A 26,579-nucleotide genomic window follows, 5' to 3' on the forward strand; every position below is an offset into this window, starting at 1 on the left:
CACTGATGGGGGTTTTCTTTTTTCAGGCCCGGGATTTACGCCGGAGCCGAAGTACGGATCAGGTGATCGAAAGCGCTGAGGGAAGCCTTGGCGCCCTCGCCCACCGCAATCACGATCTGCTTGTACGGCACGGTGGTCACGTCACCGGCGGCGAAGATGCCGGGGATCGAGGTTTCACCGCGATTGTCGACGATGATCTCACCGCGCGGCGACAGTTCGATGGTGCCTTTGAGCCAGTCGGTGTTGGGCAGCAGACCGATCTGCACGAAGATCCCTTCCAGCTCGACCGTGCGCAACTCGTCAGTATTGCGATCCTTGTAGCGCAGGCCGTTGACCTTCTGCCCGTCACCGGTGACTTCAGTGGTCAGCGCACTGGTGATCACGGTGACGTTCGGCAGGCTGTGCAGCTTGCGTTGCAATACGGCGTCGGCGCGCAGCTGTACGTCGAACTCCAGCAAGGTGACGTGAGACACGATACCGGCCAGGTCAATGGCCGCTTCGACGCCGGAGTTACCGCCGCCAATCACCGCCACACGCTTGCCTTTGAACAGCGGACCGTCACAGTGCGGGCAGTACGCCACGCCTTTGTTGCGGTATTCCTGCTCGCCCGGCACGTTCATTTCACGCCACCGCGCGCCGGTCGCCAAAATCACGCTCTTGGCCTTGAGGGTCGCGCCGCTCGCGAAGTGAACTTCATGCAGCTCGCCATTCTTGCCCGGGATCAGCTTGTCGGCACGTTGCAGGTTCATGATGTCGACGTCGTACTGCTTGACGTGTTCTTCCAGCGCGGTCGCCAGTTTCGGGCCTTCGGTTTCCTGCACGGAAATGAAGTTTTCGATGGCCATGGTGTCCAGCACCTGACCGCCGAAACGTTCTGCCGCTACACCGGTGCGAATGCCTTTACGTGCGGCGTAGATCGCCGCCGAAGCACCGGCCGGGCCACCGCCGACTACGAGCACATCAAAGGCTTGCTTGGCGCTGATTTTCTCGGCCTGGCGCTCGATGGCGCCCGTGTCGAGTTTGGCGAGGATTTCTTCCAGGCCCATGCGGCCCTGGCCGAAGTTTTCGCCGTTCAGGTAAATGCTCGGCACAGCCATGATCTTGCGATCGTTGACTTCGTCCTGGAACAGCGCGCCGTCGATGGCGACGTGGCGGATGTTCGGGTTCAGCACGGCCATCAGGTTCAGTGCCTGAACGACGTCCGGGCAGTTCTGGCAGGACAGCGAGAAGTAAGTCTCGAAGTTGAACTCGCCCTTGAGCGAGCGGATCTGTTCGATCACTTCGACACTGGCCTTCGAAGGGTGGCCGCCGACTTGCAGCAGGGCCAGCACCAGCGAAGTGAATTCATGGCCCATCGGGATGCCGGCGAAACGCAGGCTGATGTCGGCACCGGGGCGGTTGATCGAGAACGACGGTTTGCGTGCATCGTCGCCGCTGTCGATCAAGGTAATCTGGTGCGAAAGACTGGCAACATCTTTCAGCAGGTCGAGCATTTCACGGGATTTCGCACCGTCGTCGAGTGATGCAACGATCTCGATCGGCTGGGTGACCCGTTCCAGGTACGATTTCAACTGGGCTTTAAGATTGGCGTCCAACATACGGGCGATCTCCTGACTTTATTTGAGGCGAAAAAAAGCCCGAGCGAATCTCGCCCGGGCTTTTCTATTGGGCGGTGCAGCTTACTTAAGTAGGTGCGGAATCCCGCCCTGCATTGCGTGTCACAGACTTAGATCTTGCCGACCAGGTCCAGGGACGGAGCCAGAGTGGCCTCGCCTTCTTTCCACTTGGCTGGGCAAACTTCGCCTGGGTGAGCAGCAACGTACTGAGCAGCCTTGATTTTGCGCAGCAGCTCGGAAGCGTCACGGCCAACGCCGCCATCGTTCAGTTCAACGATTTTGATCTGGCCTTCAGGGTTGATCACGAAGGTGCCACGATCCGCCAGGCCAGCTTCTTCGATCAGCACGTCGAAGTTGCGGGAGATGACCTGAGTCGGGTCGCCGATCATGGTGTACTGGATTTTGCCGATGGCTGGCGAAGTGTTGTGCCAGGCAGCGTGAGCAAAGTGGGTGTCGGTCGAAACGCTGTAGATCTCTACGCCCAGTTTCTGGAAGGCGGCATAGTTGTCAGCCAGGTCTTCGAGCTCGGTTGGGCAAACGAAAGTGAAGTCGGCCGGGTAGAAGAACACTACGGACCATTTGCCTTTCAGGTCAGCGTCCGAGACTTGTACGAAGTCGCCGTTTTTGAACGCGGTAGCTTTGAACGGTTTTACTTGGCTGTTGATGATAGGCATTGATGACTCTCCGTCAGGGTTGTGAATTCGATGGGTGAATCCTACCCAGTCACTCGACGGATGGCTCATTGGCAAACCTGATGCTGCTGATTTGTTTTCGCTATTAGCTGAGGATATTAATAGAAGAAAACGATATCTACGGCGACAGCGGCTTATCCGTAATCCGGGCCATCCCGTGAAAGGGGCTCGCTTCAACATAGCGCATGGCGGACTTCATATCCTTCCAGCCCACGTAACTCATCAACGATTTGAGGTCCCACCCACTTTGATGGGCCCACGTTGCGAAGCCGCGACGCAGGGAATGGCTGGTGTAGCGCTCGGCAGAGATCCCCGCGCGCTCCAGGGCCTGGCGTAACAACGGGATCACACTGTTGGCGTGCAAGCCCTCTTCGCTCAGATTGCCCCAGCGGTCAACGGCGCGAAACACCGGGCCCCGTACCAGCGCCGCTTCGGTGATCCATTCGATATAAGCCTGCACCGGGCACAGCTTCAACAGCGCCGGGGCCTGATAGGTCTGCCCGAGGTTTTCCCGATCACCCTTGCTACGCGGCAGGTACAGGGTGATGCCGCTGCCGGCGTGCGCCTGCACGTGCTCGATCTGCACCCGACACAGCTCATCGCTGCGAAAGCCACGCCAGAAGCCCAGCAGGATCAACGCGCGGTCGCGGCAGGCTCGTAGCAGCAGCGGCCGGTCCTGTTTTTCCCGGGCGTCTTTCATTTCCTGCTCAAGCCAGGTGACGGTCTGCTCAAGATCGCGCAGTTGCAATGGCTCGGCCTGTTTTTCCTGCGCGGGATGCAGGGCGCGAATGCCCTTGAACACTTTGCGCACCACCGGCGACTTGGTGGGATCGGCGAAGCCCTGACTGTTGTGCCACTGCGCCAGCGCCGACAGGCGCAACTTCAGCGTGTTGACCGAAAGCACGCCGGCATGCGCCACCAGATACCGCGCGACGCTGTCCGCTGTCGCGGGCAGGAATCCGCCCCATACCGTTTCGAAATGCTCGACGGCCGCACGATAACTGCGGCGAGTGTTGTCACGGGTGGCGGCTTGCAGATAGCGATCGATATCGCTCATGGGCTGATTTTCTCGTGGCGTACTGAAGGTTTGTGCGGAAACCGATTTTATGGGTTTCACATGGGGTAATACCAGTATATCCCGTCCGTTTATCAGCGCTTGTTTCACTTTATTTTCAACATGGTACACTGCGTACTTTAGTGGCATGTACCACAGTACGAAATGGTAGGAGCAGATATGGCCCGTGGCGGCGTTAACAAAGCAGTGGTCCAGATCGCGCGCGCAGCGATCCTCGCCCGTGGCGAACACCCCAGCATCGACGCAGTACGTATCGAATTGGGCAATACAGGATCGAAAACCACGATTCATCGGTATTTAAAAGAACTGGATGACGGCAGCGAACCGGCCGATCCTTCGGCGGAACCCATCGATGACGAGCTGCTGGCACTCGTTACGCGCCTTGCACAACGCCTGAAAGAACAGGCGCAGGAACCGATTGACCAGGCGCGCGAGCAGTACGAGCAACAGCGTCAGGCACTGGAGGACGAACTGAATCAGCTTCGTCAGGATCATGTGCAACTGGAGAAGAAGCACGACATTCAGGCTGCCGCGCTGGCCAAGGAATCCGAAGCGCTGAGCGATACCCGCTCGATGTTGCAGACCGAGCAGACCCGCAACGCCGGGCTGAATCAGGCACTGTCAGACTTTGAATTGCGCCTGCAGGACAAGGACGAGCAGATCCGCTCGCTGGAAGAGAAGCACCTGCATGCCCGCGATGCGCTTGAGCACTACCGCAACGCCATCAAGGAACAGCGCGAGCAGGAGCAAAGCCGTCACGAAACTCAGGTTCAGCAGTTGCAGATGGAGTTGCGCCAGGCGCAGCAAAGCGCACTGGTACGTCAGGACGAGATCACTCAGTTGCACCGCGACAACGAACGTCTGCTGACCGAGAATCGCGGCACCGTGCGCGAATTGAGCCTGATGCAGGATCAGCTCAAACAAAGCAATCAGCGTCAGGATCAACTGCTGGAGCAAGCGTCTCGCGTCGACAGCGAACGCACCCTCCTCCAGGAACGTTTGCGTGTGGCACTGCTGGAAAGCCAGACGCTCAAGCAGAACGTCGACGAGCAGTCGCAGCTCAATCAGTCACTGGAAAAGGAATTGGCCACGGCACAAGCCAGCCTGTGTCTGGCCACCACCGTTGCGGCAGCACCAGACGCAGTAGAACCGAAAAAGACTTAAGCGCCGACCGGCGTACGCATGGTGACAAACTCTTCGGCCGCCGTCGGGTGCACCCCGATGGTGTCGTCGAAGTCACGCTTGGTGGCGCCAGCCTTCAATGCGATTGCCAAACCCTGCACAATCTCGCCGGCATCCGGCCCTACCATGTGACAGCCCAGCACCTTGTCAGATCTGCCATCGACCACCAGCTTCATCAGCGTGCGTTCCTGGCAATCCGTCAGAGTCAGCTTCATCGGCCGGAAGCGGCTTTCGTAGATCACCACGTCGTGACCCGCTTCCCGCGCCTCTTCTTCGGTCAGGCCGACGGTGCCGATATTCGGCAGGCTGAACACCGCCGTCGGGATCATCTTGTAATCCACCGGACGGTATTGCTCAGGCTTGAACAGGCGTCGCGCCACTGCCATGCCTTCGGCCAGCGCCACCGGCGTCAACTGCACGCGACCGATGACATCACCCAGTGCCAGAATTGACGGCTCGGTGGTCTGGTATTGCTCATCGACCTTGATGAAGCCCTTGTCGTCGAGCTGCACATCAGTGTTTTCCAGCCCCAGATTGTCCAGCATCGGACGCCGACCGGTGGCGTAGAACACACAATCCGCTTCCAGTACGCGACCATCCTTGAGAGTCGCTTTCAGGCTGCCATCCGACTGCTTGTCGATGCGCGCAATGTCGGCATTGAATTGCAGATCCATACCGCGCTTGGTCAGTTCTTCCTTCAAATGGTTACGCACCGAACCGTCGAAACCGCGCAAGAACAGATCCCCGCGATACAGCAACGTCGTGTTGGCGCCCAGCCCATGGAAAATCCCGGCAAATTCGACGGCGATATAACCGCCGCCGCCGACCAGCACGCGCTTGGGCAGCTCTTTCAGGAAGAACGCCTGGTTCGAGCTGATCGCATGCTCATGCCCCGGAATCTCCGGGATCTGCGGCCAGCCACCAGTGGCGATCAGAATATTCTTCGCAGTGTATCGCTCACCATTGACCTCGACTTCGTGCGGACCAACGATTTTCGCGTGCGCTTCATGCAGGGTCACGCCACTGTTGACCAGCAGATTGCGATAAATGCCGTTCAGGCGATTGATCTCGCGATCCTTGTTGGCAATCAGCGTGGCCCAATCGAAATTCGCCTCGCCCAGGCTCCAGCCAAAACCCGAGGACTGTTCGAAGTCTTCGGCGAAATGCGCGCCATACACCAACAGTTTTTTCGGTACGCAACCGACGTTGACGCAAGTACCGCCCAAATAACGGCTCTCGGCCACCGCCACTTTCGCACCGAACCCGGCAGCAAAACGCGCAGCCCGCACACCGCCGGAACCGGCACCAATCACATAAAGGTCAAAATCGTAGGCCATTTCTATCTCCTCGGCAGGCGATCAGCATACCCGCCGTCGTCCGTTGGGCAAGCACTCCTGCCGATATAGGGGCGGAAAATGAAAAAGCCACCCGAAGGTGGCTTTTTCGTACAGGCAGATCAGGCGCTATCAGTAAGCCTTGCCAGTCTTGTAGAAGTTTTCGAAGCAGAAGTTGGTGGCTTCGATATAGCCTTCAGCACCACCGCAGTCGAAACGCTTGCCCTTGAACTTGTAAGCCATCACGCAGCCGTTCTGGGCTTGTTTCATCAGGGCGTCGGTGATCTGGATTTCACCACCCTTGCCTGGCTCGGTCTGCTCGATCAGGTCGAAGATGTCCGGAGTCAGGATGTAACGACCGATGATCGCCAGGTTCGACGGCGCGTCTTCCGGCTTTGGCTTCTCGACCATGCTGTGTACGCGGTAGATATCGTCGCGGATCATTTCGCCAGCGATCACGCCGTACTTGCTGGTTTCCTGCGGATCGACTTCCTGAATCGCGATGATCGAGCAGCGGAACTGCTTGTACAGCTTGACCATTTGGGTCAGTACGCCGTCACCGTCGAGGTTAACGCACAGGTCGTCCGCCAGCACCACGGCGAACGGTTCGTCGCCGATCAATGGGCGACCGGTCAGGATCGCGTGACCCAGGCCTTTCATTTCGGTCTGACGTGTATAGGAGAAAGAACACTCGTCCAGCAGCTTGCGGATACCGACCAGGTATTTTTCCTTGTCGGTGCCCTTGATCTGGTTTTCCAGCTCGTAGCTGATGTCGAAGTGGTCTTCCAGGGCGCGCTTGCCACGGCCGGTCACGATGGAAATTTCGTTCAGGCCAGCATCCAGAGCTTCTTCGACGCCGTACTGGATCAGTGGCTTGTTTACCACCGGCAGCATTTCTTTGGGCATGGCCTTCGTCGCTGGGAGGAAGCGAGTACCGTAACCGGCTGCTGGGAACAAGCATTTCTTGATCATATAAGTCCTTGAAAGGGCTGTGTGTACGAGTTTCGGCGCAGTCTAATCAGGCGGCGTGCACCTTACAATGCCCCGCACTGGCTAACCGATGTCAACATAGAGAAATAATCTGGCGGATAGTTCAATCCGCTCACAGAGGCTGCGCATTCAGCTTAGCCCAAAGATCTCGGAACGCCGCATCGACCTGCGCCCGCTCGCCCATTTACCGTTATCATGGCGCCTTTGAACCAGCCAACGAGGCCGCTAGATGTCCGCAGCAAAAATCATCAACGGGTACACCGTCGCCAAGGCGAAAGATGGCCAGTGGCATATCACTGCCGCCAACGGCGAAGACGTGTCCGGCCCGTTGCCCACAGAGGCGATGGCGATTGAAGTCGCCGCGGTGCTCGATTACACGCCCGCAGCCCCGAAACGTCGCGGCAAGGAACAAGACTGATCGGTAATGATGACGGCCGGCCCTGCCATTGCGCAGGGCTTTTTTTGGCTGCGCGAAAAGAAGTGGCCAATCGCTATAACCTTTTCCTGCCGGCGCTGTCATAGCGTCTAGCCCCCTCCTCCTCGAAGATGACATTGCCATGACCAACCGTTCCCTCATCAGTTTCCTGCCGCTGATTGCACTCGCCGCCCTGACCGGCTGTGCCACTTCGCAGACCACTTACCTGAACAATGGCGAACAAGGGTTGAGCATCGATTGCTCCGGCGAGGCCAATTCCTGGGCCACCTGCTATGAAAAGGCTGACGCGTCCTGCGCCGGCACCGGTTATCGCATCGTCGGGACTGACGGCACACCGGCGCCCAAGGAAGACGACAAGACGCTGGGCGTCGACGTCGGCAACTACAAAAACCGCAGCGTGGTAGTGGTCTGCAAGTAGCCTTACATGTGAATTTCGGCGAACTTGATCCCCAGCCCGCGCACGACCTCGATCAGGTCGTCGAGCCGGTTGAATGATTCGACTTCGTCGTTATCGTCGACCAGGAAGTAACTGCGCCCGGCGCTTTTCTTGAAAAACACGATCCACTCCCCCGGATTCGCCGGGTTCTGGATCACATGGGTAGCCGCAATAAGCCCTTCCTTGTGTCGTTCCCGCACCTGCTCTCTCTTCATTCACTTCTCCAGAAATGACAATGCCGCCACAGCAACGCTGTGACGGCATCAATGCTGACTGCTGACAGTCTATCAGCCGGAAATACAGGCCGTGGCGGCTTTGCGTACATCCCATGGACGCAGCGGCACGTTGGACATCCGCTCGTGCAGCTTGATGCTGCTGCCACCGGAGCGATCCTCGATGTCAAACACCGCCGCCGGACCCGATCCCAGCTTGCCCGGCACAATGACCCGAACCTCGTCCTTGTTCCGCTCTACCTGCAGGGCACCGCGGCTGCTGGACAGCTTTTCGGCCAGGCATTCAGCATATTCATGGGGCTTCTTGCCGGAAATGACGTTCATGGTCGGCAGTGTTTCATTGATTTCCGAAACGCTTGCGCAACCACCCATTGCCAATGCCAACGGCAGAATCACCACACCCCACTTCATACAAAACCTCCAATAAAGACCCTCCGACAGCATGAATGCCGTTTTTCTCCGAGGCTCACTGCATTTAACCCACATCGAATCGTGAATTCTGTTTTTAATTGTCAAAGCGCTGCCCGACGGCCGGATAATAACCCGTCCGGGCTGATAAACTGCGCCGATCGACAATGCTATCGTTTTGATTTTGTAGAAAAAGCCCTTCTGGAGGCGCCCATGAAATTCATTCACCAGCGCGAGCACCTCAACGAAGACGACATCGTCGTCATTCAATGCTCGCAAACCTGCAACATCCGCTTGATGAACGACGCCAACTTCCGCAGCTTCAAAAATGGCGGCCGTCACACCTATCACGGCGGTGCTTTCGACACATTCCCGGCCCGCATTACCGCCCCGAGCACCGGTTTCTGGAACATCACCATCGACACCGTCAACCGCCGCGCGATCAGCGTGACCCGCAAGCCAACCCTGACGCACTCGATCAAAATCATCCGCCGCTCCAGCTCCAAACTCAGCTGAGCGGTTCCGCCAACGCAGACAGGTAAGCATCAACGTGGCCCAAACAACCAAATACGTGATCAAGTACAAACTCAACGGTGAGCGCCGCTTCGAGTTCGCCCAGCTGGAAAACGGCACGCCGGAAGAAGCCAAGGCCGCACTGGATGCCCTGCACGGCCAGAGCGCTGATGAGATCAGCGACATCAGCGTCAGCAAGGCCCTGTAAGACCCGGGTGACAATTCGACCGCAAGCGGCGGAGTGTTGCGGCCGGGTGGACGACCCAGACTGATACCTGAATGCAAGCCAAGGAATCAGCATGTCATCCTCACCCGCCTCCCCGCTCGTTGCGCTCGACTGGATCGCCCTGGAGCGGCAACTGGATCAGGACGGTTGTGCCGTCATCCGCACGCTGCTGCGCCCGGAGACCTGCGATCGATTGAGTGCGCTTTACCCACAAAGCGAACCGTTCCGGTCCCAGGTGATCATGGCCCGCCATGGTTTCGGACGCGGGGAATACAAATACCTGCGCTATCCGCTTCCATCCGTGGTGGAACGCCTGCGCAGCGCGCTCTACCCGCGACTCGTGCCTCTGGCCAACCGCTGGCATGAACGAATGGGACTACCGGAGCGTTTTCCAGCGCAACACAGCGAATTTCTCGAGCGCTGCCACGCCGCCGGTCAACTGCGGCCTACCCCGCTCTTGCTGCAATACGGCCCGCAGGACTACAACTGTCTGCATCAGGATCTGTACGGCGAACATGTGTTTCCGCTGCAAGTGGCGATTCTTCTGTCAGAACCTGGCGAAGATTTCACCGGTGGCGAGTTCGTGATGACCGAACAACGTCCGAGAATGCAGTCGCGCCCGCTGGTGATGGACCTGAGAAAAGGCGACGCGCTGATCTTTGCCGTCAGCCAGCGCCCGGTCAAAGGCGTGCGCGGTGACTACCGGGTGACCATGCGCCACGGTGTCAGCCGACTGCACAGCGGAAAACGGCATACTCTGGGCATCATCTTCCACGACGCGACCTGACGATCATGCAAACCACCTTCGACCTGTTCGCCGACACAGAATCCGAGCAACCACGGCGCGCCGAACAGATCGGCGAGCAATCCTGGGTGTTGCGCGGCTTTGCATTGGCGCGAATCGAGCAGTTGTTGCCGGCCCTGGAATCGATCATAGCCTGCGCTCCGTTGCGCCACATGATGACGCCCGGGGGGTTCAGCATGTCGGTGGCTACCAGCAGTTGCGGTGCACTGGGCTGGATCACCGATCGCAGCGGTTACCGCTATTCATCCGAAGATCCCGTGAGCCATCGACCCTGGCCGGCGATGCCCGAGGTATTTCGCGAACTGGCCCAGGCAGCAGCGAAACGCGCCGGATTTGCCGACTTCACGCCGGATTCCTGCCTGATCAATCGTTATATTCCGGGCGCGAAGATGTCGTTGCATCAGGACAAAGACGAAAACGCCTACGAAGCGCCGATCGTTTCGCTGTCATTGGGCCTGCCCGCGACGTTCCTGTTCGGCGGTTTCGCGCGCGGCGACAGGAGCCAGAAAATCCCGTTGCTGCACGGCGACATGGTGATCTGGGGCGGCGCCGACCGGTTGCGCTACCACGGCATCCTGCCGATCAAACCTGGCCGGCACCCGCGCCTGGGCGAACAACGCTTCAATCTCACGTTTCGCACCGCCGGATAATTCTGCAAAGTTTGACCGCAAGGCTCGGAGTGTTCCGGCCGGTGGCACTGGTTAACCTGAAATTCAACAGGTCAACGGACTCTCCATCATGAAAACGCTTACCACCTCGCTGAACACTGAAGACGATCCACGCTGGGCCGCTGTCGTGGCGCGCGACCCTCGGGCGGACAGCCAGTTTGTCTATGCCGTGAAAACCACCGGCATCTATTGCCGCCCCAGCAGCCTGGCTCGCTTGCCGAAACCGCAGAACGTCGAGTTCTTCGATACCGCCGAAGAAGCCGAAGCCGCAGGCTATCGCCCAAGCAGACGAGTGAGCAAGGATCAGACCGAGGTCGCCGCGCAGCATGCCGCCACCGTTGCGGCAGCCTGTCGCCAGATCGAAGCGTCGGACAGCCTGCCCGCACTCAATGATCTCGCCGAGACCGCCGGCCTGAGCGCCTTCCATTTTCATCGTGTATTCAAAGCAGCGACGGGCCTGACGCCGAAGGGCTATGCCGCCGCACACCGCTCGCGCCGGGTCCGCCAGCGTCTGGCAGACGGCGGCTCGGTGACCGAAGCGCTGTATGACGCCGGCTTCAATTCCAACAGCCGTTTTTACGAGTCGGCCGATCAGTTACTGGGTATGAAACCCGGCGATTTCCGGGCTGCCGGGCAGAACAACGACATCCGCTTCGCCGTCGGCCAGTGCTCGCTCGGCGCCATTCTGGTGGCACAGAGCGAGCGTGGGATCTGCGCGATTCTGCTGGGCGACGATCCACACCAATTGGTGTGCGACCTGCAGGACCAGTTTCGCCGGGCCAACCTGATTGGCGCCGATGCCGAGTTCGAACAACTGATCGCCCACGTCGTAGGCTTCATCGAAGCGCCTGCCATCGGACTGGATTTGCCGCTGGATGTGCGCGGCACAGCATTTCAGGAGCGGGTGTGGCAGGCGCTGCGCGAAATACCGGTCGGCAGCACCGCCAGCTACGCGGACATCGCCCTGCGAATCGGCTCACCAAAAGCCGTACGTGCAGTGGCCCAGGCTTGCGGCGCCAACAGCCTGGCGGTAGCGATCCCCTGTCATCGCGTTGTGCGCAGTGACGGCAATTTGTCGGGCTACCGCTGGGGCGTGGAGCGCAAGCGCGAATTGCTCGAGCGTGAAGGCAAAACCAGACAGTAATCAGCGATTCACATCAACGACAACTCGCCCCCGGAGTTGCCCCGCCAGCAACTTCGGTGCCGCGTCGATAGCTTCGCCGAGGCCGATTTCATGGCTGATCAGCGGCAACAGCGCAAAATCCAGATCCTTCGCCAGACGATCCCAAGCCTCGATGCGCCGCGCCTTGGGCTGAGTCACGCTGTTGATCCCGGCCAGCGTCACGCCACGCAGAATGAACGGCGCCACGGACGCCGGAAAATCCATGCCCTGAGCCAGACCGCACGCAGCCACGGTACCTTCGGCCCGGGTGCTGGCACAGGCATTGGCGAGCGTGTGGCTGCCGACCGAATCGATGACGCCCGCCCAGCGCTCCTTGGCCAGCGGCTTGCCGGGTTCGGACAGGGTGGCGCGATCAATGATTTCGCTGGCACCCAGTTGTGTCAGGTATTCGTGTTCCGACACTCGACCGGTAGAAGCGACCACGCGGTAGCCCAGCTTGCTCAACAATGCGATGGCAAAACTACCGACGCCACCGTTGGCGCCGGTCACCAGCACCTCGCCCTGTTGCGCTGTCACGCCATTACGCTCCAGTGCCATGATACACAGCATCGCCGTATAGCCCGCCGTGCCGATGGCCATGGCTTGCGCAGCGGTGAATGCCTTGGGCAGCGGAATCAGCCAGTCACCGTTCAGTCGCGCCTTCTGCGCCAAGCCACCCCAGTGGCTTTCGCCGACGCCCCAGCCATTGAGCAGCACCGCGTCGCCAACCTTGTAGTCCGGGTGTGAGCTGACTTCGACGGTGCCCGCCAGATCGATCCCCGGCACCATCGGAAACTTGCGCACCACCGGGCTGCTGCCGGTGATCGCCAGGCCGTCCTTGAAGTTCAGCGTGCTGTAAGCGACATCCACTGTCACATCGCCCTCCGGCAACTGCTCATCGCTGATTTCCTGCAGGTTGGCGCGATAACCGCTGTCGTCTTTATCGATCAGAATGCCTTTGAACATGACTGCCTCTTATCGGTGAAATTAAGGATGTCGAGGCATTGGAATAGCACATTGCAACATTTTGCCCCACTCGACTTTTAGCCAATCGGGCGTGAACACCGAGCCAGCGCCCGCTGCTCAAGCTACAAATCTGTGCTGGTCATGGGGGTGGCTTTGCGTTAAAAAACCGGCTGCTACCGTCCCTGCCCTGTTTTGTCGTCGGAGAAGCTATTCCATGAGCCAATGGCCTGATACCCGCATTCTTGACCTGTTCGGCATCGAACTGCCGATCATCCAGGGCCCCATGGCCGGAGCCACTAATTCATCCATGGTCATCGCAACTTGCAACGCCGGTGGCCTCGGTTCGATGCCGGCCGCGATGCTGACCATCGAGCAACTGCGCGAAGAACTGAAGACCATTCGCCAAGGCACGAGCAAGCCATTCAACGTCAATTTTTTCTGCCATCAAGCTCCGGGCGCGGATGAGCAAAAAGCCCGTGAATGGAAAGACCTGCTGGAACCCTACTATCGCGAACTGGGTGTCGATTTCGATGCGCCGACGCCGGTGTCAAACCGTGCGCCCTTCGATGCGACCGCCTGTGAAGTGCTGGAAGAATTTCGCCCTGAAGTGGTGAGCTTTCACTTTGGCCTGCCGGAAAAATCCTTGCTGGATCGGGTCAAGGCCACTGGTGCGAAAATCATCTCGTCGGCAACCACCGTCGACGAAGCGATCTGGCTCGAGCAGAACGGTTGCGACGCGATCATCGCCATGGGTTACGAGGCCGGCGGCCATCGCGGGATGTTCCTCAGCGCTGACCTGAGCAGTCAGGTCGGTACGTTTGCCCTGGTGCCGCAAGTGGTCGACGCGGTGAGCGTCCCGGTGATTGCGGCCGGTGCGATTGCCGATGCGCGCGGCGTCGCGGCAGCGTTCATGCTCGGCGCTTCGGCGGTTCAAGTCGGGACGGCGTATCTGTTTACCCCGGAAGCGAAAGTCAGTGCGTCGCATCACAAGGCCTTACGCACCGCCAAGGAAAGCGAGACGGCGGTGACCAACCTGTTTACCGGACGCCCGGCGCGGGGGATTCTCAATCGGGTGATGCGCGAACTGGGCCCGATGTCGGACAAGGCCCCCGCTTTTCCGCTGGCTGGCGGTGCCTTGATGCCGCTGCGTTCAAAGGGCGAAGCAGATTTCAGCAACCTCTGGGCCGGCCAGGCCTTCACACTAGGCAAAGATCTCGGCAGCGCTGAACTGACCCGGCAACTGGCTGAGGGCGCACTGGCAAGACTGACGCGGTGATGAACCCGAACGGGTGAGGGGCGTGGCGCCCTCGCCCGATTTAGAAGCAGTGCTTCCTGTTTGGCGGCATTTCGCTATATATTTCGCTATATAGCGTTTCACCCCTTCGCATCGGCGCAGTCTACCTTCCAATAACAACTGCCCACTGCACTTGCCACCCACGGAGCCGTTACATGATCAATCGTGCCTCACGTTTTGCCCCTGCCCTGCTCGCGGTATTCGCCATCGGCGCTGCTCAGGCCGATGAAGTGCAAGTCGCGGTCGCGGCCAATTTCACCGCACCGATCCAGGCGATTGCCGCCGATTTCGAAAAAGACACCGGGCACAAACTGGTCGCTGCGTATGGCGCCACCGGCCAGTTCTACACCCAGATCAAAAACGGCGCGCCGTTCGAAGTTTTCCTGTCGGCCGATGACACCACCCCGGAAAAACTAGAAAAAGAAGGCGACACCGTCAAGGGGTCGCGCTTCACCTATGCCATCGGCACCCTGGCGCTGTGGTCGGCCAAGGAAGGTTACGTCGACGCCAACGGCGATGTCCTGAAGAAAAACCAATACCAGCACCTGTCCATCGCCAACCCGAAGGCCGCCCCTTATGGTCTGGCCGCCACTCAGGTGCTGGAAAAACTGAAACTGACGGACGCCACCAAAGCCAAGATCGTCGAAGGCCAGAACATCACCCAGGCCTACCAGTTCGTGTCCACCGGCAACGCCGAGCTGGGCTTTGTCGCCCTGTCGCAGATCTACAAGGACGGCAAGGTCAGCAGCGGCTCCGCGTGGATCGTTCCGGCGAACATGCACGACCCGATCAAGCAAGACGCCGTGATCCTCAACAAAGGCAAGGACAATGCCGCTGCCAAGGCGCTGGTTGATTACCTCAAAGGCCCGAAAGCCGCTGCGGTCATCAAGTCCTACGGTTATCAACTGTAAATGGCGCTGACGAGTGCCGATTTCGCGGCGATCTGGCTGACCCTGAAACTGGCGTCCCTGACCACCGCGATCCTGCTGGTCGTCGGTACGCCGATTGCCCTGTGGTTGTCGCGCAGCCGTTCCTGGCTGCGCGGTCCCATCGGCGCGATTGTCGCGCTGCCGCTGGTGCTGCCACCGACGGTCATCGGTTTTTATCTGCTGCTGGCCCTTGGCCCCAATGGCTTCATCGGGCATTTCACTCAGTGGCTGGGGCTTGGCACCTTGACCTTCAGCTTCACCGGCCTTGTCATCGGTTCGGTGCTCTATTCCATGCCATTCGTGGTGCAGCCGTTGCAAAACGCCTTCTCCGCAATCGGTATTCGTCCTCTGGAAGTAGCGGCGACCTTGCGCGCCAATCCCTGGGACACTTTTTTCAGCGTGATTCTGCCCCTGGCTCGCCCCGGCTTCATCACCGCGGCAATCCTCGGCTTCGCCCACACCGTCGGCGAATTCGGCGTAGTGCTGATGATCGGCGGGAATATTCCCGACAAGACCCGGGTGGTTTCCGTACAAATCTACGACCACGTCGAAGCCATGGAGTACGCACAGGCGCACTGGCTGGCCGGGGCGATGCTGGTGTTCTCGTTTCTGGTATTGCTGGCGCTGTATTCCAGCCGCAAGACCCGCACGGGCTGGAGCTGATCGATGATTGATGCACGCCTGAAACTGGCCTGGTCGGGCTTCAGTCTCGACGTTGATCTGCAGCTGCCCGGTCGCGGCGTGACGGCGCTGTTCGGTCAGTCCGGCTCGGGCAAGACCACGTGCCTGCGCTGCATCGCAGGGCTCGAGCGCGCGCCGCAAGCCTTTATCCGCATCAACGACCAGGTCTGGCAGGACAGCGAAAAAGGCATCTTCGTGCCGCCACACAAACGTGCGGTCGGCTATGTGTTTCAAGAAGCCAGCCTGTTTGCGCATCTGTCGGTGCTGGCCAATCTGCAGTTCGGCCTCAAACGCATTCCCAAGGCGCAGCGCCGGGTCGACATGACCCAAGCCACCGAACTGCTGGGCATCGGCCATTTGCTGGATCGTCACCCTCAGCATCTGTCCGGCGGCGAGCGTCAGCGTGTCGGCATCGCCAGAGCGCTGCTGACCAGCCCTGAATTGCTACTGATGGATGAGCCTCTGGCAGCCTTGGACAGTCAGCGCAAAAGCGAAATCCTGCCCTACCTGCAACGCCTGCATGACGAACTGGAAATCCCGGTGCTGTATGTCAGCCACGCCCAGGACGAAGTGGCCAGGCTCGCCGACCACCTGGTGCTGCTCAGCGACGGCAAAGCGCTGGCCAGCGGCCCGATTGGTGAAACCCTGGCGCGGCTCGATCTGCCGCTGGCCATGGACAATGACGCCGGGGTGATCATCGAAGGCCAGGTCAGCGGCTACGATGCCGACTATCAATTGCTCACCCTGCAACTGCCGGACTCGCCACTGAGCATTCGCGTGACCCACGCGCCGATGACGACGGGCCAAAGTCTTCGCTGCAAGGTACACGCGCGAGACATCAGCCTGACTCTGCAAAACAGTGAGTTCAGCAGCATCCTCAATCGACTGCCGGTTACGGTCGTCAGCGAGCAGCCGGCGGATAACGCCGCGCATGTCCTTATCCGCCTCGATGTTGGGGGCACACCACTGCTGGCGCGCATCACTCGCTACTCGCGGGACCAACTCGGCGTGCATCCGGGCCAGTCATTGTGGGCCCAGATCAAGGCCGTCGCGGTGCTGGCGTAAACCCGCGGGCACGTCCGTCATGGCGTGCGGTCAATGGTTTTAACAGCCTGATTGCCGCGAAGGAAAATCCGCCATGCCCGATACTGCGCTCACCGAGGTATTGCCTTCGGATCTGCATTACGTCGATGACACCCAGCCGGGTATTAGCCGAAGAAAACTGCGCGGAAAATTCGCCTATTTCAATCCCGAAGGCCAGCGCATCACCGACCCTGACGAGATCAAGCGCATCAACTCGCTGGCCGTTCCGCCGGCCTACACCAACGTGTGGATCTGCGCCGACCCGTGCGGCCATCTGCAAGCCACCGGTCGCGATGCCCGTGGACGCAAGCAATATCGCTATCACGCTCGCTGGCGCGAAGTGCGCGACGCGGACAAGTATTCGCGCCTGCGTGATTTCGGTCTGGCGCTGCCCAAACTACGCAAACAGCTGGAAGCGCTGCTGGCATCGCCGGGCTTCAGCCGAGACAAAGTCATGGCGACCGTCATCACGTTGCTCGACGCCACCCTGATTCGCGTCGGCAATACGCAATACGCGCGGGACAATCGCTCTTACGGCCTGACCACCCTGCGCAGCCGGCATGTCGAGGTCAACGGCAGCGCGATCCTGTTCCAGTTTCGCGGCAAGAGCGGCATCGAGCATCAGATCACAGTGAAGGACCGGCGATTGGCGCGGATCATCAAGCGCTGCCTGGAAATACCAGGGCAGAACCTGTTTCAGTATCTGGATGAAAACGGCGAGCGACACAGCGTCAGCTCTTCCGACGTCAACACCTACCTGCAAACCCTGACCGGCGCGGATTTCACCGCCAAGGATTACCGGACCTGGGCCGGCAGCGCATTGGCGTTGGCGGTCCTGCGAGAGCTGCAATGGGAGTCCGAGGCCGAAGCCAAGCGGCATGTGGTCGAGATGGTGAAGGGTGTCGCCCGCCAGCTGGGCAACACGCCGGCGGTCTGTCGCAAATGCTACATCCACCCGGCGGTGGTGGAGCACTTCATGCTCGGCGCCTTGGCCGAATTGCCGAAGCCGCGCGTCCGCAAGGGGCTGCGCAAGGAAGAAGTCGCGCTGGCCCTGTTTCTCGAACGCACGGTAGAGAAGGCAACAGCGCCTTGAAGCCTTCGCCCATCTCGAATAGGCTACGCCCTCCTACCTCCTCAGGACGACCGCAGAAGTGAACAACTAAGCCTTCAAAAATGTAATCGCGACACGCCGCTCAAGGTGCCTGTCAGTGCTCACAACATTTTTTGGAGGTGCCGATGACTCACGTCTCGCGTACGCCTGCTCTCGTCTCCCTGAACCAGCTGGGTTTTCAGTTCGCCAATGGCGAGACGATTTTCACTGCACTCAACCTGAAATTCGATCACACCCCGACCGCCATCGTCGGGCGCAATGGCGTTGGCAAAAGCGTACTGGCGCGCCTGATCGCCGGACAATGGCAACCCACCACCGGTAGCGTGACGCGTTCCGTAACGACGACCTACGTGGCGCAAACCTTTATTGCCGCACCCGGCGAAACGGTCGCCGAGACCACCGGCAGCGCCGCCATTCTTGAGGCGCTCGAGCGCATGAAGAATGGCGGCGGATCGGCCGAGGATTTCGATCTCATAGGTGAACAATGGGACCTGGCGGAGCGCCTGCGGCGTATGCTCGATGACGCCGGGCTGACCGAGGTTGCCCTCTCCGACGAGACCGGCAAACTCAGTGGCGGCCAGCAAGCACGAGTCGCGCTGATTGGCGCGTTTATCAGCCAGGCTGAATTGCTGATCCTCGATGAGCCGACGAACCATCTGGATGCATTGGGACGGCAATGGCTGATGAACTCGCTTGAGCGCTGGCACACCGGGTTGATCGTCGTCAGCCATGATCGGCAATTGCTCGACCGGATGCAGCGTATCGTTGAGTTGAGCGCGTCGGGGGCTATCGAATTCGGTGGCAATTACTCGGCATTCCGCGAGCACCAGCGAATCTATCAAGCGGCGGCGCAGGCACGTCTCGACCACGCCAGAAGCGAACGCCAGCGCGAGCGGATTCGGCTACGACGCGAGCACGACACGATACAGCGCCACGCTGCCAACTCCCGACGCAACGCCGAAACCGCCAACATTGCCAGTTTCGAATACGTGGCGATCAAGGGCGCCGCACGGGAAATCATGGGGCATGTCCGTCAGGGACATCAGGCCCGCAAGTCCGAGCTCGATGCCCAGGTACGCGAGGCTTATGCCAAGGTACAGCCCGAGGACAGCGTGCTGATCAACCTACCCGGGAGCGCCGTGCCCAACAACCGTCAGATCTGCACGCTGAGTGAAGCCCGATTGCCGTGGCTGCCGGGCGATGCACTGAATCTCACGATCCATGGCCCGATGCGGATCGCTGTCAGCGGTCCCAACGGCTGCGGCAAATCAACCTTGCTGAAGGTGCTCGCCGGGGAACTCGCACCCATCAACGGAACCGCCACAACACACGTGCCCTTAGCATTCCTGGATCAGCAGTTGGCCCAACTGAGCGATCAGCGCTCCATCACCGAACAGCTGATGATGCAGGGAACTGCGCTGACCGAGGGCACTCTGCGCAGCTATCTCGCTCACTTGCAACTGGATGCGAGTCGCGCCACAGCTCCCTGCGCTTCGTTGAGCGGTGGCGAGCGCCTGAAAGCCGCATTGGCGCTGGCCTTGTGGCGAGCGGACCCTGCGCAGTTGTTGCTGCTGGATGAGCCGACCAATCATCTGGATCTGCCGTCGGTGGAAGCATTCGAACGGGCGTTGCTGACGTTTCCGGGCGCCATTGTCGCCGCTTCCCACGATCAGGACTTCCTCGAGGCGTTGAATCCGACCCACCACCTGCGGTGGTACTCATCAGGCTGGCAACTGCACCCGACGAACTGACTTGGCTATTTTTTGCACGATTGCTCAGGGCTTCTATAGTTGATCTGGTAGGAATCAGCTGCGGTGACGCCATGGAAGACATATTTGTCGTGAAGCGCTGCAACAAGATTGTCATCCACGGCCGGCGCGCCGGAGAAACGCTCCATGAGCCCGCCGAAGCCTTGGGCTGGTATCGCATCTGCGACACGCGAACCGGTGGTTTCATCGGCGATGGTTTCGACCGGGAAGAAGACGCCCGCAAGGAATGTCATCGGCTCAACGCCGCCAGCTCGCAAGTGACCGCCCCCGAGTCGTCGGGCTGATAGCTGTCATTTACGGGTCTATACTCAAACCAGCTGAAGGAGCAGCGCCCCAACGGCAGAGAGCTCGCGCTTGGCGAGCTTTTTGCTGCTACCGAACGGATTAATGAACGGAGGTGCTCCATGTCCGAAAAAGAGTCCATCACCACTCTGCTTACCTTGCTCGAGGCTCGGGAGGCGCGTCTCGCGGCAGCTTGCAAAGAGATCGCCGACTGGGTCGATCATCAAGGCGGACACCCGACCGCTCTGCGCATCCGCGACCGGCTGAACGATATCGACAAAGACACTCCCCTCATTCGCAGTACCTTGTCGTCGCTCAAACCCAATGATCGGCCACTACCACGCTTCAGATAGCTCGTCGATTCGCCTGGGGCATGAAAGAACGCCCTTGGTCGTGAGAGGTCAAAACCTTTACACGTCACCAAGGAGACGTCCCATGGTCATTCATTTCAAAGTCGACGGGCATCTGGCCTGTGGGCACAAGGGCAACAACCTCTCCTCCAGCAGCGAACTCAATCGAGTGAAGTGCCGTAGTTGCCGCAATACCGATGCGTACAAGGATGCGCGCAAAAATCAGCGCAATGAGGCGCGGCGCGCGGCTCGCCAATCCTGGGCTGCACGCTCGGCGTCCGACTGGCGTTCCGAGTGGATCGAGCGGTTGACGGCTATGGCCGGGCTTCAGCGTTTGCCTAGAGGATTTAGCGGGCAGGCGTTTGTATGAGCACGAAAAAGGGCTTGCATGAGGTATGTCATGCAAGCCCTTGATATTCATGGTGCCCGAAGCCGGAATCGAACCGGCACGCCCTTTCGAGCGGGGGATTTTAAGTCCCATGCGTCTACCAGTTTCGCCATTCGGGCGGTAGCGCGATGTTGCACTGTGCTGACGACGATTCACAATCCTGACAGGACTGCACATTGGCAGCAGAGGGGGAAATATATACATCACTTCCCGGTGAAGCAAGTTTGCAGTTGCCGTTTCAAAGACAAAATCTTTCACTGCAATGCAAATAAAAAAGCTCCGTAAATCATGGATCTACGGAGCTTGTTTATAGTGGAGGCCGAGGTCGGAATCGAACCGGCGTAGGCGGATTTGCAATCCGCTGCATAACCATTTTGCTACTCGGCCTCAAAACATTTGCTGTCAGTAGCGCAACAACAAACGTTGTACAAATTGGAGCGGGAAACGAGACTCGAACTCGCGACCCCGACCTTGGCAAGGTCGTGCTCTACCAACTGAGCTATTCCCGCTTGGTGTGGCGCATTCTATAGATTCCAGATGCCCCGTCAACCCTTTGATTCAAAAAAGTTTTATTTCTTTTCTACATCGGTCTTCAGATGTGGCCAGGCTGCGCGAAGGTATTGAACCATCGACCACAGGGTCAGACCTGCAGAGATCATCAGCAACGCATAACCCATGAGAACCCAGAAACTGAAAGCCTTGGGGTTGGCCAGGAGAATCACCAGTGCCAGCATCTGCGCAGCAGTTTTCCATTTACCCAGATTGGATACGGCCACATGAGCCCGGGCACCGAGTTCGGCCATCCATTCACGCAACGCCGACACCACGATCTCGCGACCGATAATGACAGCTGCCGGCAGTGTGAGCCAAAGGTTGCCATGCTCTTGCACCAGCAAGACCAGTGCGACGGCGACCATGAGCTTATCGGCTACCGGATCGAGAAACGCACCAAAAGGCGTGCTTTGTTCCAGGCGTCGCGCGAGGTAGCCGTCCAGCCAGTCAGTCGCTGCCGCAAAGGCGAATACCGAACTTGAGGCCAGATAGCTCCATTGGTAGGGCAGATAGAACAGCAGAATGAAGATCGGAATGAGCAGGACGCGGAGAACGGTAATCAGATTAGGGATATTCATCGGCACAACTGGCTACGAGGTGAATGGGCATTCTACTCACTATGCAGGTTTGCATAAATCGACTCTGCTAGCTTTTTGCTGATCCCCGGTGCTTTGGCGATCTCTTCGATGCTTGCACGAGACAGCTCCTGCAATCCACCAAAATGTTTCAACAAGTCCCGCCGCCGGGTCGGCCCTACACCCGCAACGCCTTCCAGCGTTGACGTGCGGCGGGTCTTGCCGCGCCGAGCACGGTGGCCGGTGATCGCAAAGCGGTGGGCCTCGTCACGGATTTGCTGGATCAGGTGCAGCGCCGGCGAATCGCCACGCAAGGTGAATTCGTTTGCCGCATCATTCAGATACAAAGTCTCGAAGCCCGCCTTGCGCGTGACACCCTTCGCGACCCCCAGCAAGATCAGATCCGGAACAGCCAGTTCGTTGAGCACGTCACGCGCCATCGACAACTGCCCCTTGCCGCCGTCCACCAACAGGATGTCCGGTAACTTGCCCTCGCCTTCCTTCAGCTTGCTGAAGCGTCGGGTCAGGGCCTGATGCATGGCGGCGTAATCGTCGCCAGCGGTCACACCTTCGATGTTGTAGCGGCGATAATCCGACTTGATTGCCCCTTCCGGCCCGAACACCACGCAGGAAGCAACCGTCGCTTCACCGCTGGAGTGGCTGATGTCATAGCATTCCAGCCGTTGCGGCGGCTCGTCGAGGTTCAACACTTCTGCCAACGCTTCGAAACGTGCGGCAACGTGCTGACGATTGGCCAGCCGCGCACCCAGTGCCTGTTCGGCATTGGTCACGGCCAGTTGTTGCCAGCGCGCACGCGTACCGCGCACCCGATGGCTGATGGTCAGCTCGCGTCCGCGGAGCGTGTGAATAGCCTCGATCAACGCAGGAAAGTCTTCGTGAACGACATTGACGATCAACTCGCTCGGCAAGTCGCGCTCCGGGCTGCTGATGAAGTATTGCCCCAGAAACGCAGCCATGACTTCGGCTACGTCTTCTTCGATCCCGACCTGGGGGAAGAAATTCTTGCTGCCAAGCACCCGCCCTCCCCGCACGCTGATCAGGTGGACACAAGCACCGCCCGGATTGACGAACGCGGCGATCACATCGATATCACCCGTTCCGCCTTCCATGCTCTGCTGATCCTGCACTCGACGCAGCAAGGCAATCTGGTCGCGCAGTTCGGCGGCGCGCTCAAATTCGAGGTTAACCGCAGCCTCTTCCATCGCCGTCGACAGCTCATTGGTCAACGCATGGCTTCGCCCTTCGAGGAACATCACCGAGTGACGTACGTCCTCGGCGTAAACCTCAGGCTCGACCAGCCCGACGCAGGGTGCCTTGCAACGTTTGATCTGATATTGCAGGCACGGTCGGGTTCGGTTCTTGTAGTAGCTGTCCTCGCACTGACGCACGAAGAACGTCTTCTGCAGAAGACTGAGGCTTTCGCGGATAGCCCCGGCGCTCGGATAGGGACCGAAATACTTACCCTTGGCCTTCTTGGCCCCGCGATGAATGCTCAGGCGCGGGAATTGTCCGTCAGACAAAAAGACATAGGGATAGGATTTGTCATCGCGCAACAGGATGTTGTACGGCGGCCTCCACTCCTTGATCAGAGTCTGCTCAAGCAGCAACGCCTCTGTCTCGTTGGACGTAATGGTGGTTTCGACCTGGGCGATACGCCCGACCAGTGCCGCCGTTTTCGGCGCCAGGCCCGTCTTGCGAAAGTAACTGGCCAGGCGTTTCTTCAGGTTCTTGGCTTTGCCTACGTACAACAGACGCGCGTCGCTGTCGAACATGCGATACACGCCGGGGCGCCCGCTGACGGTCGATAAAAAAGCGCCCGAATCGAATATTTCAGTCATGGTCAGAGGCTGGCATCAACCATGCCGTGACGAACCGCCAACAGCGTCAGTTCGACATCGCTGCTGATCGAGAGCTTTTCGAAAATGCGGTAGCGATAGGTATTCACGGTTTTCGGCGACAAACACAGTTTGTCGGAAATGATCTGAACCTTCTGGCAGCCGACAATCATCAGCGCAATCTGGATTTCCCGTTCCGACAACGCATCGAACGGTGAATCATTGGTCGGCTGAAAGGATTTGATTGCCAGTTGCTGGGCAATCTGCGGGCTGATATAGCGCTGGCCGGCGAACACCAGGCGAATGGCCTGAACCATTTCCGGCAATCCGGCGCCCTTGGTCAGATACCCCGCCGCACCGGCCTGCAACAAACGTGTAGGAAACGGATCTTCCTCACACACGGTGACTGCAACCACTTTGATGTCGGGATGGCTGCGCAACAGTTTGCGCGTAGCTTCGAGGCCGCCGATGCCCGGCATCTTGACGTCCATCAGCACCACGTCGGGCTTCAACTCACGAGCCTTGATGAGGGATTCTTCCCCGGACTCGGCCTGGCCCACCACCTGCAGGCCATCGATGTCTGCCAGCATACGTGTAATGCCTGTACGAACGAGATCATGGTCGTCGACCACTAGCACCCTAATCAAGCAGACACCTCGCGATATGGTCTTATTGGGATGCCGGACACCTTAGCAAAAAGTGCGGGGCAGACCTAGCGGCAAGCGACATATAAAAAGTTTCAATTCTTCATCGAGGGCTTGCCGGACGTGCGTTTCAGAGCACAGGTGTACTCACGTCAAGCTGCATTCGAAGGAAACACTCGTCCTCACCTTGCACCAACATTCCTTTTCTTCGATACAGGTTTTGCGCCGGATTGTTTTTGAACACCGTCAGGCGCAACGCCGGGCGACGCTCCAGCCGCGCCATCGCAACAACCTGATCGATCACCCAGGATCCCGCGCCCTGGCCCTGAGCGCTCTCGATGATCTGCAATTCGCGGATATACAGGGCCCGAGCATCACGGCTCAGACTGAAATACCCCATCAATTCGCCTTCCCGAAGGATCAACCAGTTCTCGCGCCCGGCCCAGGCGACATCGAACGCCTCGTCCTGCCACAGCAAGTCATAGTGAATGTAGTAGCGGAGCATGTTTCGGCAAGTCAGCTCTCGCACAAACGACAGGTCGGCGGCCGTTGCCTGGCGCAGTTCAAAACTCATTCCTGCCTCGATACGCGTCAAAAGCAGAGTGTGGCACACCCAGGCGAGCGCTCAACCCATAAAGTCCTTCTTGCTACTCCAATAGCATTTTCTGATTGCTGATGCGCAGCAGCCTCTAGTAAGCTCGGCGCATTCATCGGAGACAGCTCATGTTCAACGCCCTTTCACAGCTTCATACCACCAGCGCCTCGCGCTCGGTTGCGGCTGCCCGGGTGAACGGTGCCTCGGCTCCAGCAAGCTTTTATTTTGGGTATTGGTTTAGCCACTGGCGCGCCTGATACCCAACCGGCGCCCATTTGAACGGGTCGCCTACCAGAGATTTCTCAACCCCCGGTCGGCATCCCGACCGGGGGTTTTGTTTTTTCAGGCCCGAACTTTTTTCAGCAACACACCAGACACTTTGAGGATTCAACCAATGAACTACGCCACTTATTACCGTTACGACAGTTTTTCCGCCTGGCGATTTACCAGCCTCCGCTCGGGACAACCTGCCGCCTCCGATCGGTCACCCACAGGTGGCAAGCCAACACACGTAGCCAATCCGGCCAATTGTCGAACACCCCAGTAGGGCCGATTAAGCGGGAAGCCCCCGCCGTCCGCCCAGGAATTACCGAATATGAACTCGTCCGTTTCTGCTCTGCCACTGTCCACGCTGAACTCTGCCAACGAAGCACTGACCCTGCGTCTGCCAAGTTCGCTGCAACTCAAGCAGCAATTGCCGCTCAGCAATGCCCTGAACAATCAAGTCGTTGCCCACCGCCAGGCGGTCCGAGCGACTCTCAATGGTGAAGACCAACGCCTTTTGGTGATCGTTGGCCCTTGCTCGATACACGACCCCGAATCCGCACTTGAATACGCCGAAAAGCTCGCACAACTGGCCAGCGAAGTCCGTCAGGACATGTTGCTTGTCATGCGCGCCTACGTTGAAAAGCCTCGCACCACCGTTGGCTGGAAAGGCCTGGCATACGATCCTCATCTCGACGGTAGCGACGACATGGCTGCGGGCCTGACGCTATCGCGCGAACTGATGCTGGAAATGATCCGCCTCGGACTGCCGGTCGCCACTGAACTGCTGCAACCCATGGCCGCCGGATACTTCGACGACTTGCTGAGCTGGGTCGCCATCGGCGCCCGCACCACTGAATCTCAGATCCATCGTGAAATGGCCAGCGGGCTCGGCATGCCGGTCGGCTTCAAGAATGGAACCGATGGTGGTGTCGCCATTGCCGTCGATGCGATGCGTTCGGCAGCTCATCCCCATCGCCATTTCGGCGTGGACAGCCAGGGCCATCCGGCTATCGTCCCGACGCTCGGCAACCCGGATACGCATCTGGTGTTGCGGGGCGGACATCAGGGGCCGAACTACGACCGTGAAAGCGTTTCCAGGATCAACAGCGAATTGAACCGACTGAAAATCCCGAGCCGAATAATGGTCGACTGCAGTCATGCCAACAGCGGCAAAGACCCCCTTCGCCAGCCTGACGTGTTCAATCATGTACTGGAGCAGCGTTTGCAGGGCGAACGCTCGCTGATCGGCATGATGCTTGAATCGCACCTGTTCGAAGGATGCCAGCCCTTGAGCGAGTCGCTTCGCTACGGGGTTTCGGTAACCGATGGCTGCCTCGGGTTCGATGCTACGAGACAATTGCTGCTGGACGCCGCCCACCGTATGCGCAAACAGACTTCGGTCTGATGATGAGCACCGCCCTCCGCCGAATTTCAAGCGGAGGGCGGGCTACGTTCGCAACG

The 26,579-nt window shown here is 59.1% G+C and carries 30 protein-coding genes and 3 tRNA genes; 18 read left to right on the top strand and 15 right to left on the bottom strand.

All coding sequences use genetic code 11. The annotated features are described in order from the left end of the window. Positions 1–35: 35 nt before the first annotated feature. The 3 genes from ahpF to ACKUG4_RS17585 all read right to left on the bottom strand — a co-directional run bounded on the left by ahpF (position 36) and on the right by ACKUG4_RS17585 (position 3,365). Entirely contained in the window at positions 36–1,598 is a 1,563-nt protein-coding gene (ahpF, locus tag ACKUG4_RS17575; protein WP_007958943.1) for an alkyl hydroperoxide reductase subunit F, read from the bottom strand. A 128-nt stretch (positions 1,599–1,726) separates the two neighbouring features. Continuing rightward, a complete protein-coding gene (gene ahpC, locus ACKUG4_RS17580) occupies positions 1,727–2,290 on the bottom strand; it encodes an alkyl hydroperoxide reductase subunit C (RefSeq protein ID WP_007958941.1) in 564 nt (187 codons plus the stop codon). A 136-nt stretch (positions 2,291–2,426) separates the two neighbouring features. After that, positions 2,427–3,365 carry a site-specific integrase gene (locus ACKUG4_RS17585; protein ID WP_445434495.1) on the bottom strand — a complete coding sequence of 313 codons (939 nt, stop codon included), beginning with the start codon at positions 3,363–3,365 and terminating at the stop codon, positions 2,427–2,429. 177 nt (positions 3,366–3,542) lie between these two features. Between ACKUG4_RS17585 and ACKUG4_RS17590 the strand changes: the two genes are divergently transcribed. Beyond that, positions 3,543–4,547, top strand: coding sequence for a DNA-binding protein (locus ACKUG4_RS17590; protein WP_445434496.1), 1,005 nt, complete (start codon positions 3,543–3,545; stop codon positions 4,545–4,547). On the opposite strand, the gene gorA is transcribed toward ACKUG4_RS17590, so the two are convergent. Next, positions 4,544–5,902, bottom strand: a complete 1,359-nt coding sequence (gorA, locus tag ACKUG4_RS17595) for a glutathione-disulfide reductase (protein WP_445434497.1) — start codon at positions 5,900–5,902, stop codon at positions 4,544–4,546. The genes ACKUG4_RS17590 and gorA overlap by 4 nt on opposite strands. Before the next feature lie 129 nt (positions 5,903–6,031). Next, a complete protein-coding gene (galU, locus tag ACKUG4_RS17600) occupies positions 6,032–6,871 on the bottom strand; it encodes a UTP--glucose-1-phosphate uridylyltransferase GalU (protein WP_039768735.1) in 840 nt (279 codons plus the stop codon). Between the two features lie 247 nt (positions 6,872–7,118). Between galU and ACKUG4_RS17605 the strand changes: the two genes are divergently transcribed. Both ACKUG4_RS17605 and ACKUG4_RS17610 read left to right on the top strand, forming a co-directional pair. Next, a complete protein-coding gene (locus ACKUG4_RS17605) occupies positions 7,119–7,307 on the top strand; it encodes a hypothetical protein (RefSeq protein ID WP_064596939.1) in 189 nt (62 codons plus the stop codon). A 139-nt stretch (positions 7,308–7,446) separates the two neighbouring features. Then, positions 7,447–7,743 (top strand): hypothetical protein, encoded by a 297-nt coding sequence (locus tag ACKUG4_RS17610; protein ID WP_064596941.1) that lies wholly within the window; start codon positions 7,447–7,449, stop codon positions 7,741–7,743. Positions 7,744–7,745: 2 nt separating this feature from the next. On the opposite strand, the gene ACKUG4_RS17615 is transcribed toward ACKUG4_RS17610, so the two are convergent. Further along, a complete protein-coding gene (locus ACKUG4_RS17615) occupies positions 7,746–7,976 on the bottom strand; it encodes a hypothetical protein (RefSeq protein WP_011334337.1) in 231 nt (76 codons plus the stop codon). A 72-nt stretch (positions 7,977–8,048) separates the two neighbouring features. Continuing rightward, positions 8,049–8,405, bottom strand: a complete 357-nt coding sequence (locus tag ACKUG4_RS17620; RefSeq protein WP_039768742.1) for a hypothetical protein — start codon at positions 8,403–8,405, stop codon at positions 8,049–8,051. 210 nt (positions 8,406–8,615) lie between these two features. Between ACKUG4_RS17620 and ACKUG4_RS17625 the strand changes: the two genes are divergently transcribed. From ACKUG4_RS17625 to ada, 5 genes are all read left to right on the top strand, one after another. Continuing rightward, positions 8,616–8,918 (top strand): DUF1883 domain-containing protein, encoded by a 303-nt coding sequence (locus tag ACKUG4_RS17625; RefSeq protein WP_007958929.1) that lies wholly within the window; start codon positions 8,616–8,618, stop codon positions 8,916–8,918. Between the two features lie 34 nt (positions 8,919–8,952). After that, positions 8,953–9,123, top strand: a complete 171-nt coding sequence (locus ACKUG4_RS17630; RefSeq protein ID WP_172829486.1) for a hypothetical protein — start codon at positions 8,953–8,955, stop codon at positions 9,121–9,123. Between the two features lie 91 nt (positions 9,124–9,214). Next, positions 9,215–9,928, top strand: a complete 714-nt coding sequence (locus tag ACKUG4_RS17635; RefSeq protein WP_445434498.1) for a 2OG-Fe(II) oxygenase — start codon at positions 9,215–9,217, stop codon at positions 9,926–9,928. Between the two features lie 5 nt (positions 9,929–9,933). Then, entirely contained in the window at positions 9,934–10,596 is a 663-nt protein-coding gene (gene alkB / locus ACKUG4_RS17640; protein WP_064596947.1) for a DNA oxidative demethylase AlkB, read from the top strand. Positions 10,597–10,684: 88 nt separating this feature from the next. Continuing rightward, entirely contained in the window at positions 10,685–11,758 is a 1,074-nt protein-coding gene (ada, locus tag ACKUG4_RS17645; protein WP_445434499.1) for a bifunctional DNA-binding transcriptional regulator/O6-methylguanine-DNA methyltransferase Ada, read from the top strand. Here the strand turns inward: ada and acuI are convergent, their stop codons facing one another. Then, positions 11,759–12,742, bottom strand: coding sequence for an acrylyl-CoA reductase (NADPH) (gene acuI / locus ACKUG4_RS17650; protein ID WP_085610421.1), 984 nt, complete (start codon positions 12,740–12,742; stop codon positions 11,759–11,761). It abuts the gene before it with no gap. A gap of 214 nt (positions 12,743–12,956) precedes the next feature. Between acuI and ACKUG4_RS17655 the strand changes: the two genes are divergently transcribed. The 9 genes from ACKUG4_RS17655 (at position 12,957) to ACKUG4_RS17695 (ending at position 20,611) form a co-directional block, all read left to right on the top strand. Further along, positions 12,957–14,018: an NAD(P)H-dependent flavin oxidoreductase gene (locus ACKUG4_RS17655; RefSeq protein WP_445434500.1), complete on the top strand. Its 1,062-nt coding sequence runs from the start codon at positions 12,957–12,959 to the stop codon at positions 14,016–14,018. A 173-nt stretch (positions 14,019–14,191) separates the two neighbouring features. Continuing rightward, positions 14,192–14,947 (top strand): molybdate ABC transporter substrate-binding protein, encoded by a 756-nt coding sequence (gene modA, locus ACKUG4_RS17660; RefSeq protein ID WP_064596955.1) that lies wholly within the window; start codon positions 14,192–14,194, stop codon positions 14,945–14,947. After that, positions 14,948–15,628 (top strand): molybdate ABC transporter permease subunit, encoded by a 681-nt coding sequence (gene modB, locus ACKUG4_RS17665; RefSeq protein WP_064596957.1) that lies wholly within the window; start codon positions 14,948–14,950, stop codon positions 15,626–15,628. A 3-nt stretch (positions 15,629–15,631) separates the two neighbouring features. Further along, positions 15,632–16,711, top strand: coding sequence for a molybdenum ABC transporter ATP-binding protein (gene modC, locus ACKUG4_RS17670; protein WP_064596959.1), 1,080 nt, complete (start codon positions 15,632–15,634; stop codon positions 16,709–16,711). Positions 16,712–16,784: 73 nt separating this feature from the next. Next, positions 16,785–17,822 carry a DNA topoisomerase IB gene (locus tag ACKUG4_RS17675; RefSeq protein ID WP_445434501.1) on the top strand — a complete coding sequence of 346 codons (1,038 nt, stop codon included), beginning with the start codon at positions 16,785–16,787 and terminating at the stop codon, positions 17,820–17,822. 143 nt (positions 17,823–17,965) lie between these two features. Next, entirely contained in the window at positions 17,966–19,591 is a 1,626-nt protein-coding gene (locus ACKUG4_RS17680; RefSeq protein WP_445434502.1) for an ABC-F family ATP-binding cassette domain-containing protein, read from the top strand. A gap of 71 nt (positions 19,592–19,662) precedes the next feature. After that, positions 19,663–19,893, top strand: coding sequence for a hypothetical protein (locus ACKUG4_RS17685; protein WP_445434503.1), 231 nt, complete (start codon positions 19,663–19,665; stop codon positions 19,891–19,893). A gap of 120 nt (positions 19,894–20,013) precedes the next feature. Continuing rightward, on the top strand, positions 20,014–20,244 hold the full coding sequence (locus tag ACKUG4_RS17690) for a hypothetical protein (protein ID WP_064596967.1): 231 nt from the start codon (positions 20,014–20,016) through the stop codon (positions 20,242–20,244). Positions 20,245–20,326: 82 nt separating this feature from the next. Beyond that, a complete protein-coding gene (locus ACKUG4_RS17695; RefSeq protein WP_039768769.1) occupies positions 20,327–20,611 on the top strand; it encodes a hypothetical protein in 285 nt (94 codons plus the stop codon). Positions 20,612–20,661: 50 nt separating this feature from the next. Here the strand turns inward: ACKUG4_RS17695 and ACKUG4_RS17700 are convergent. From ACKUG4_RS17700 to ACKUG4_RS17730, 7 genes are all read right to left on the bottom strand, one after another. Continuing rightward, a tRNA-Leu gene (locus ACKUG4_RS17700) sits at positions 20,662–20,748 on the bottom strand. Positions 20,749–20,942: 194 nt separating this feature from the next. After that, positions 20,943–21,016: transfer RNA gene (locus ACKUG4_RS17705), tRNA-Cys, on the bottom strand. A gap of 46 nt (positions 21,017–21,062) precedes the next feature. After that, a tRNA-Gly gene (locus ACKUG4_RS17710) sits at positions 21,063–21,138 on the bottom strand. A gap of 60 nt (positions 21,139–21,198) precedes the next feature. Next, complete coding sequence (gene pgsA, locus ACKUG4_RS17715; protein ID WP_064596971.1) at positions 21,199–21,759, bottom strand: CDP-diacylglycerol--glycerol-3-phosphate 3-phosphatidyltransferase; 561 nt, start codon at positions 21,757–21,759, stop codon at positions 21,199–21,201. A 32-nt stretch (positions 21,760–21,791) separates the two neighbouring features. After that, the gene (uvrC, locus tag ACKUG4_RS17720) at positions 21,792–23,615 is read right to left on the bottom strand and encodes an excinuclease ABC subunit UvrC (protein ID WP_445434504.1); all 1,824 of its coding nucleotides are present in this window, start codon (positions 23,613–23,615) and stop codon (positions 21,792–21,794) included. Between the two features lie 2 nt (positions 23,616–23,617). Continuing rightward, a complete protein-coding gene (gene gacA, locus ACKUG4_RS17725; RefSeq protein WP_032829778.1) occupies positions 23,618–24,259 on the bottom strand; it encodes a response regulator transcription factor GacA in 642 nt (213 codons plus the stop codon). Between the two features lie 127 nt (positions 24,260–24,386). After that, complete coding sequence (locus ACKUG4_RS17730; protein ID WP_445434586.1) at positions 24,387–24,830, bottom strand: GNAT family N-acetyltransferase; 444 nt, start codon at positions 24,828–24,830, stop codon at positions 24,387–24,389. Between the two features lie 616 nt (positions 24,831–25,446). Here ACKUG4_RS17730 and ACKUG4_RS17735 point away from each other — a divergent pair. After that, on the top strand, positions 25,447–26,523 hold the full coding sequence (locus ACKUG4_RS17735; protein WP_445434505.1) for a 3-deoxy-7-phosphoheptulonate synthase: 1,077 nt from the start codon (positions 25,447–25,449) through the stop codon (positions 26,521–26,523). Positions 26,524–26,579: the final 56 nt, after the last annotated feature.

This window comes from Candidatus Pseudomonas auctus, from assembly GCF_048654275.1.
GTDB lineage: Bacteria > Pseudomonadota > Gammaproteobacteria > Pseudomonadales > Pseudomonadaceae > Aquipseudomonas > Aquipseudomonas pharyngis.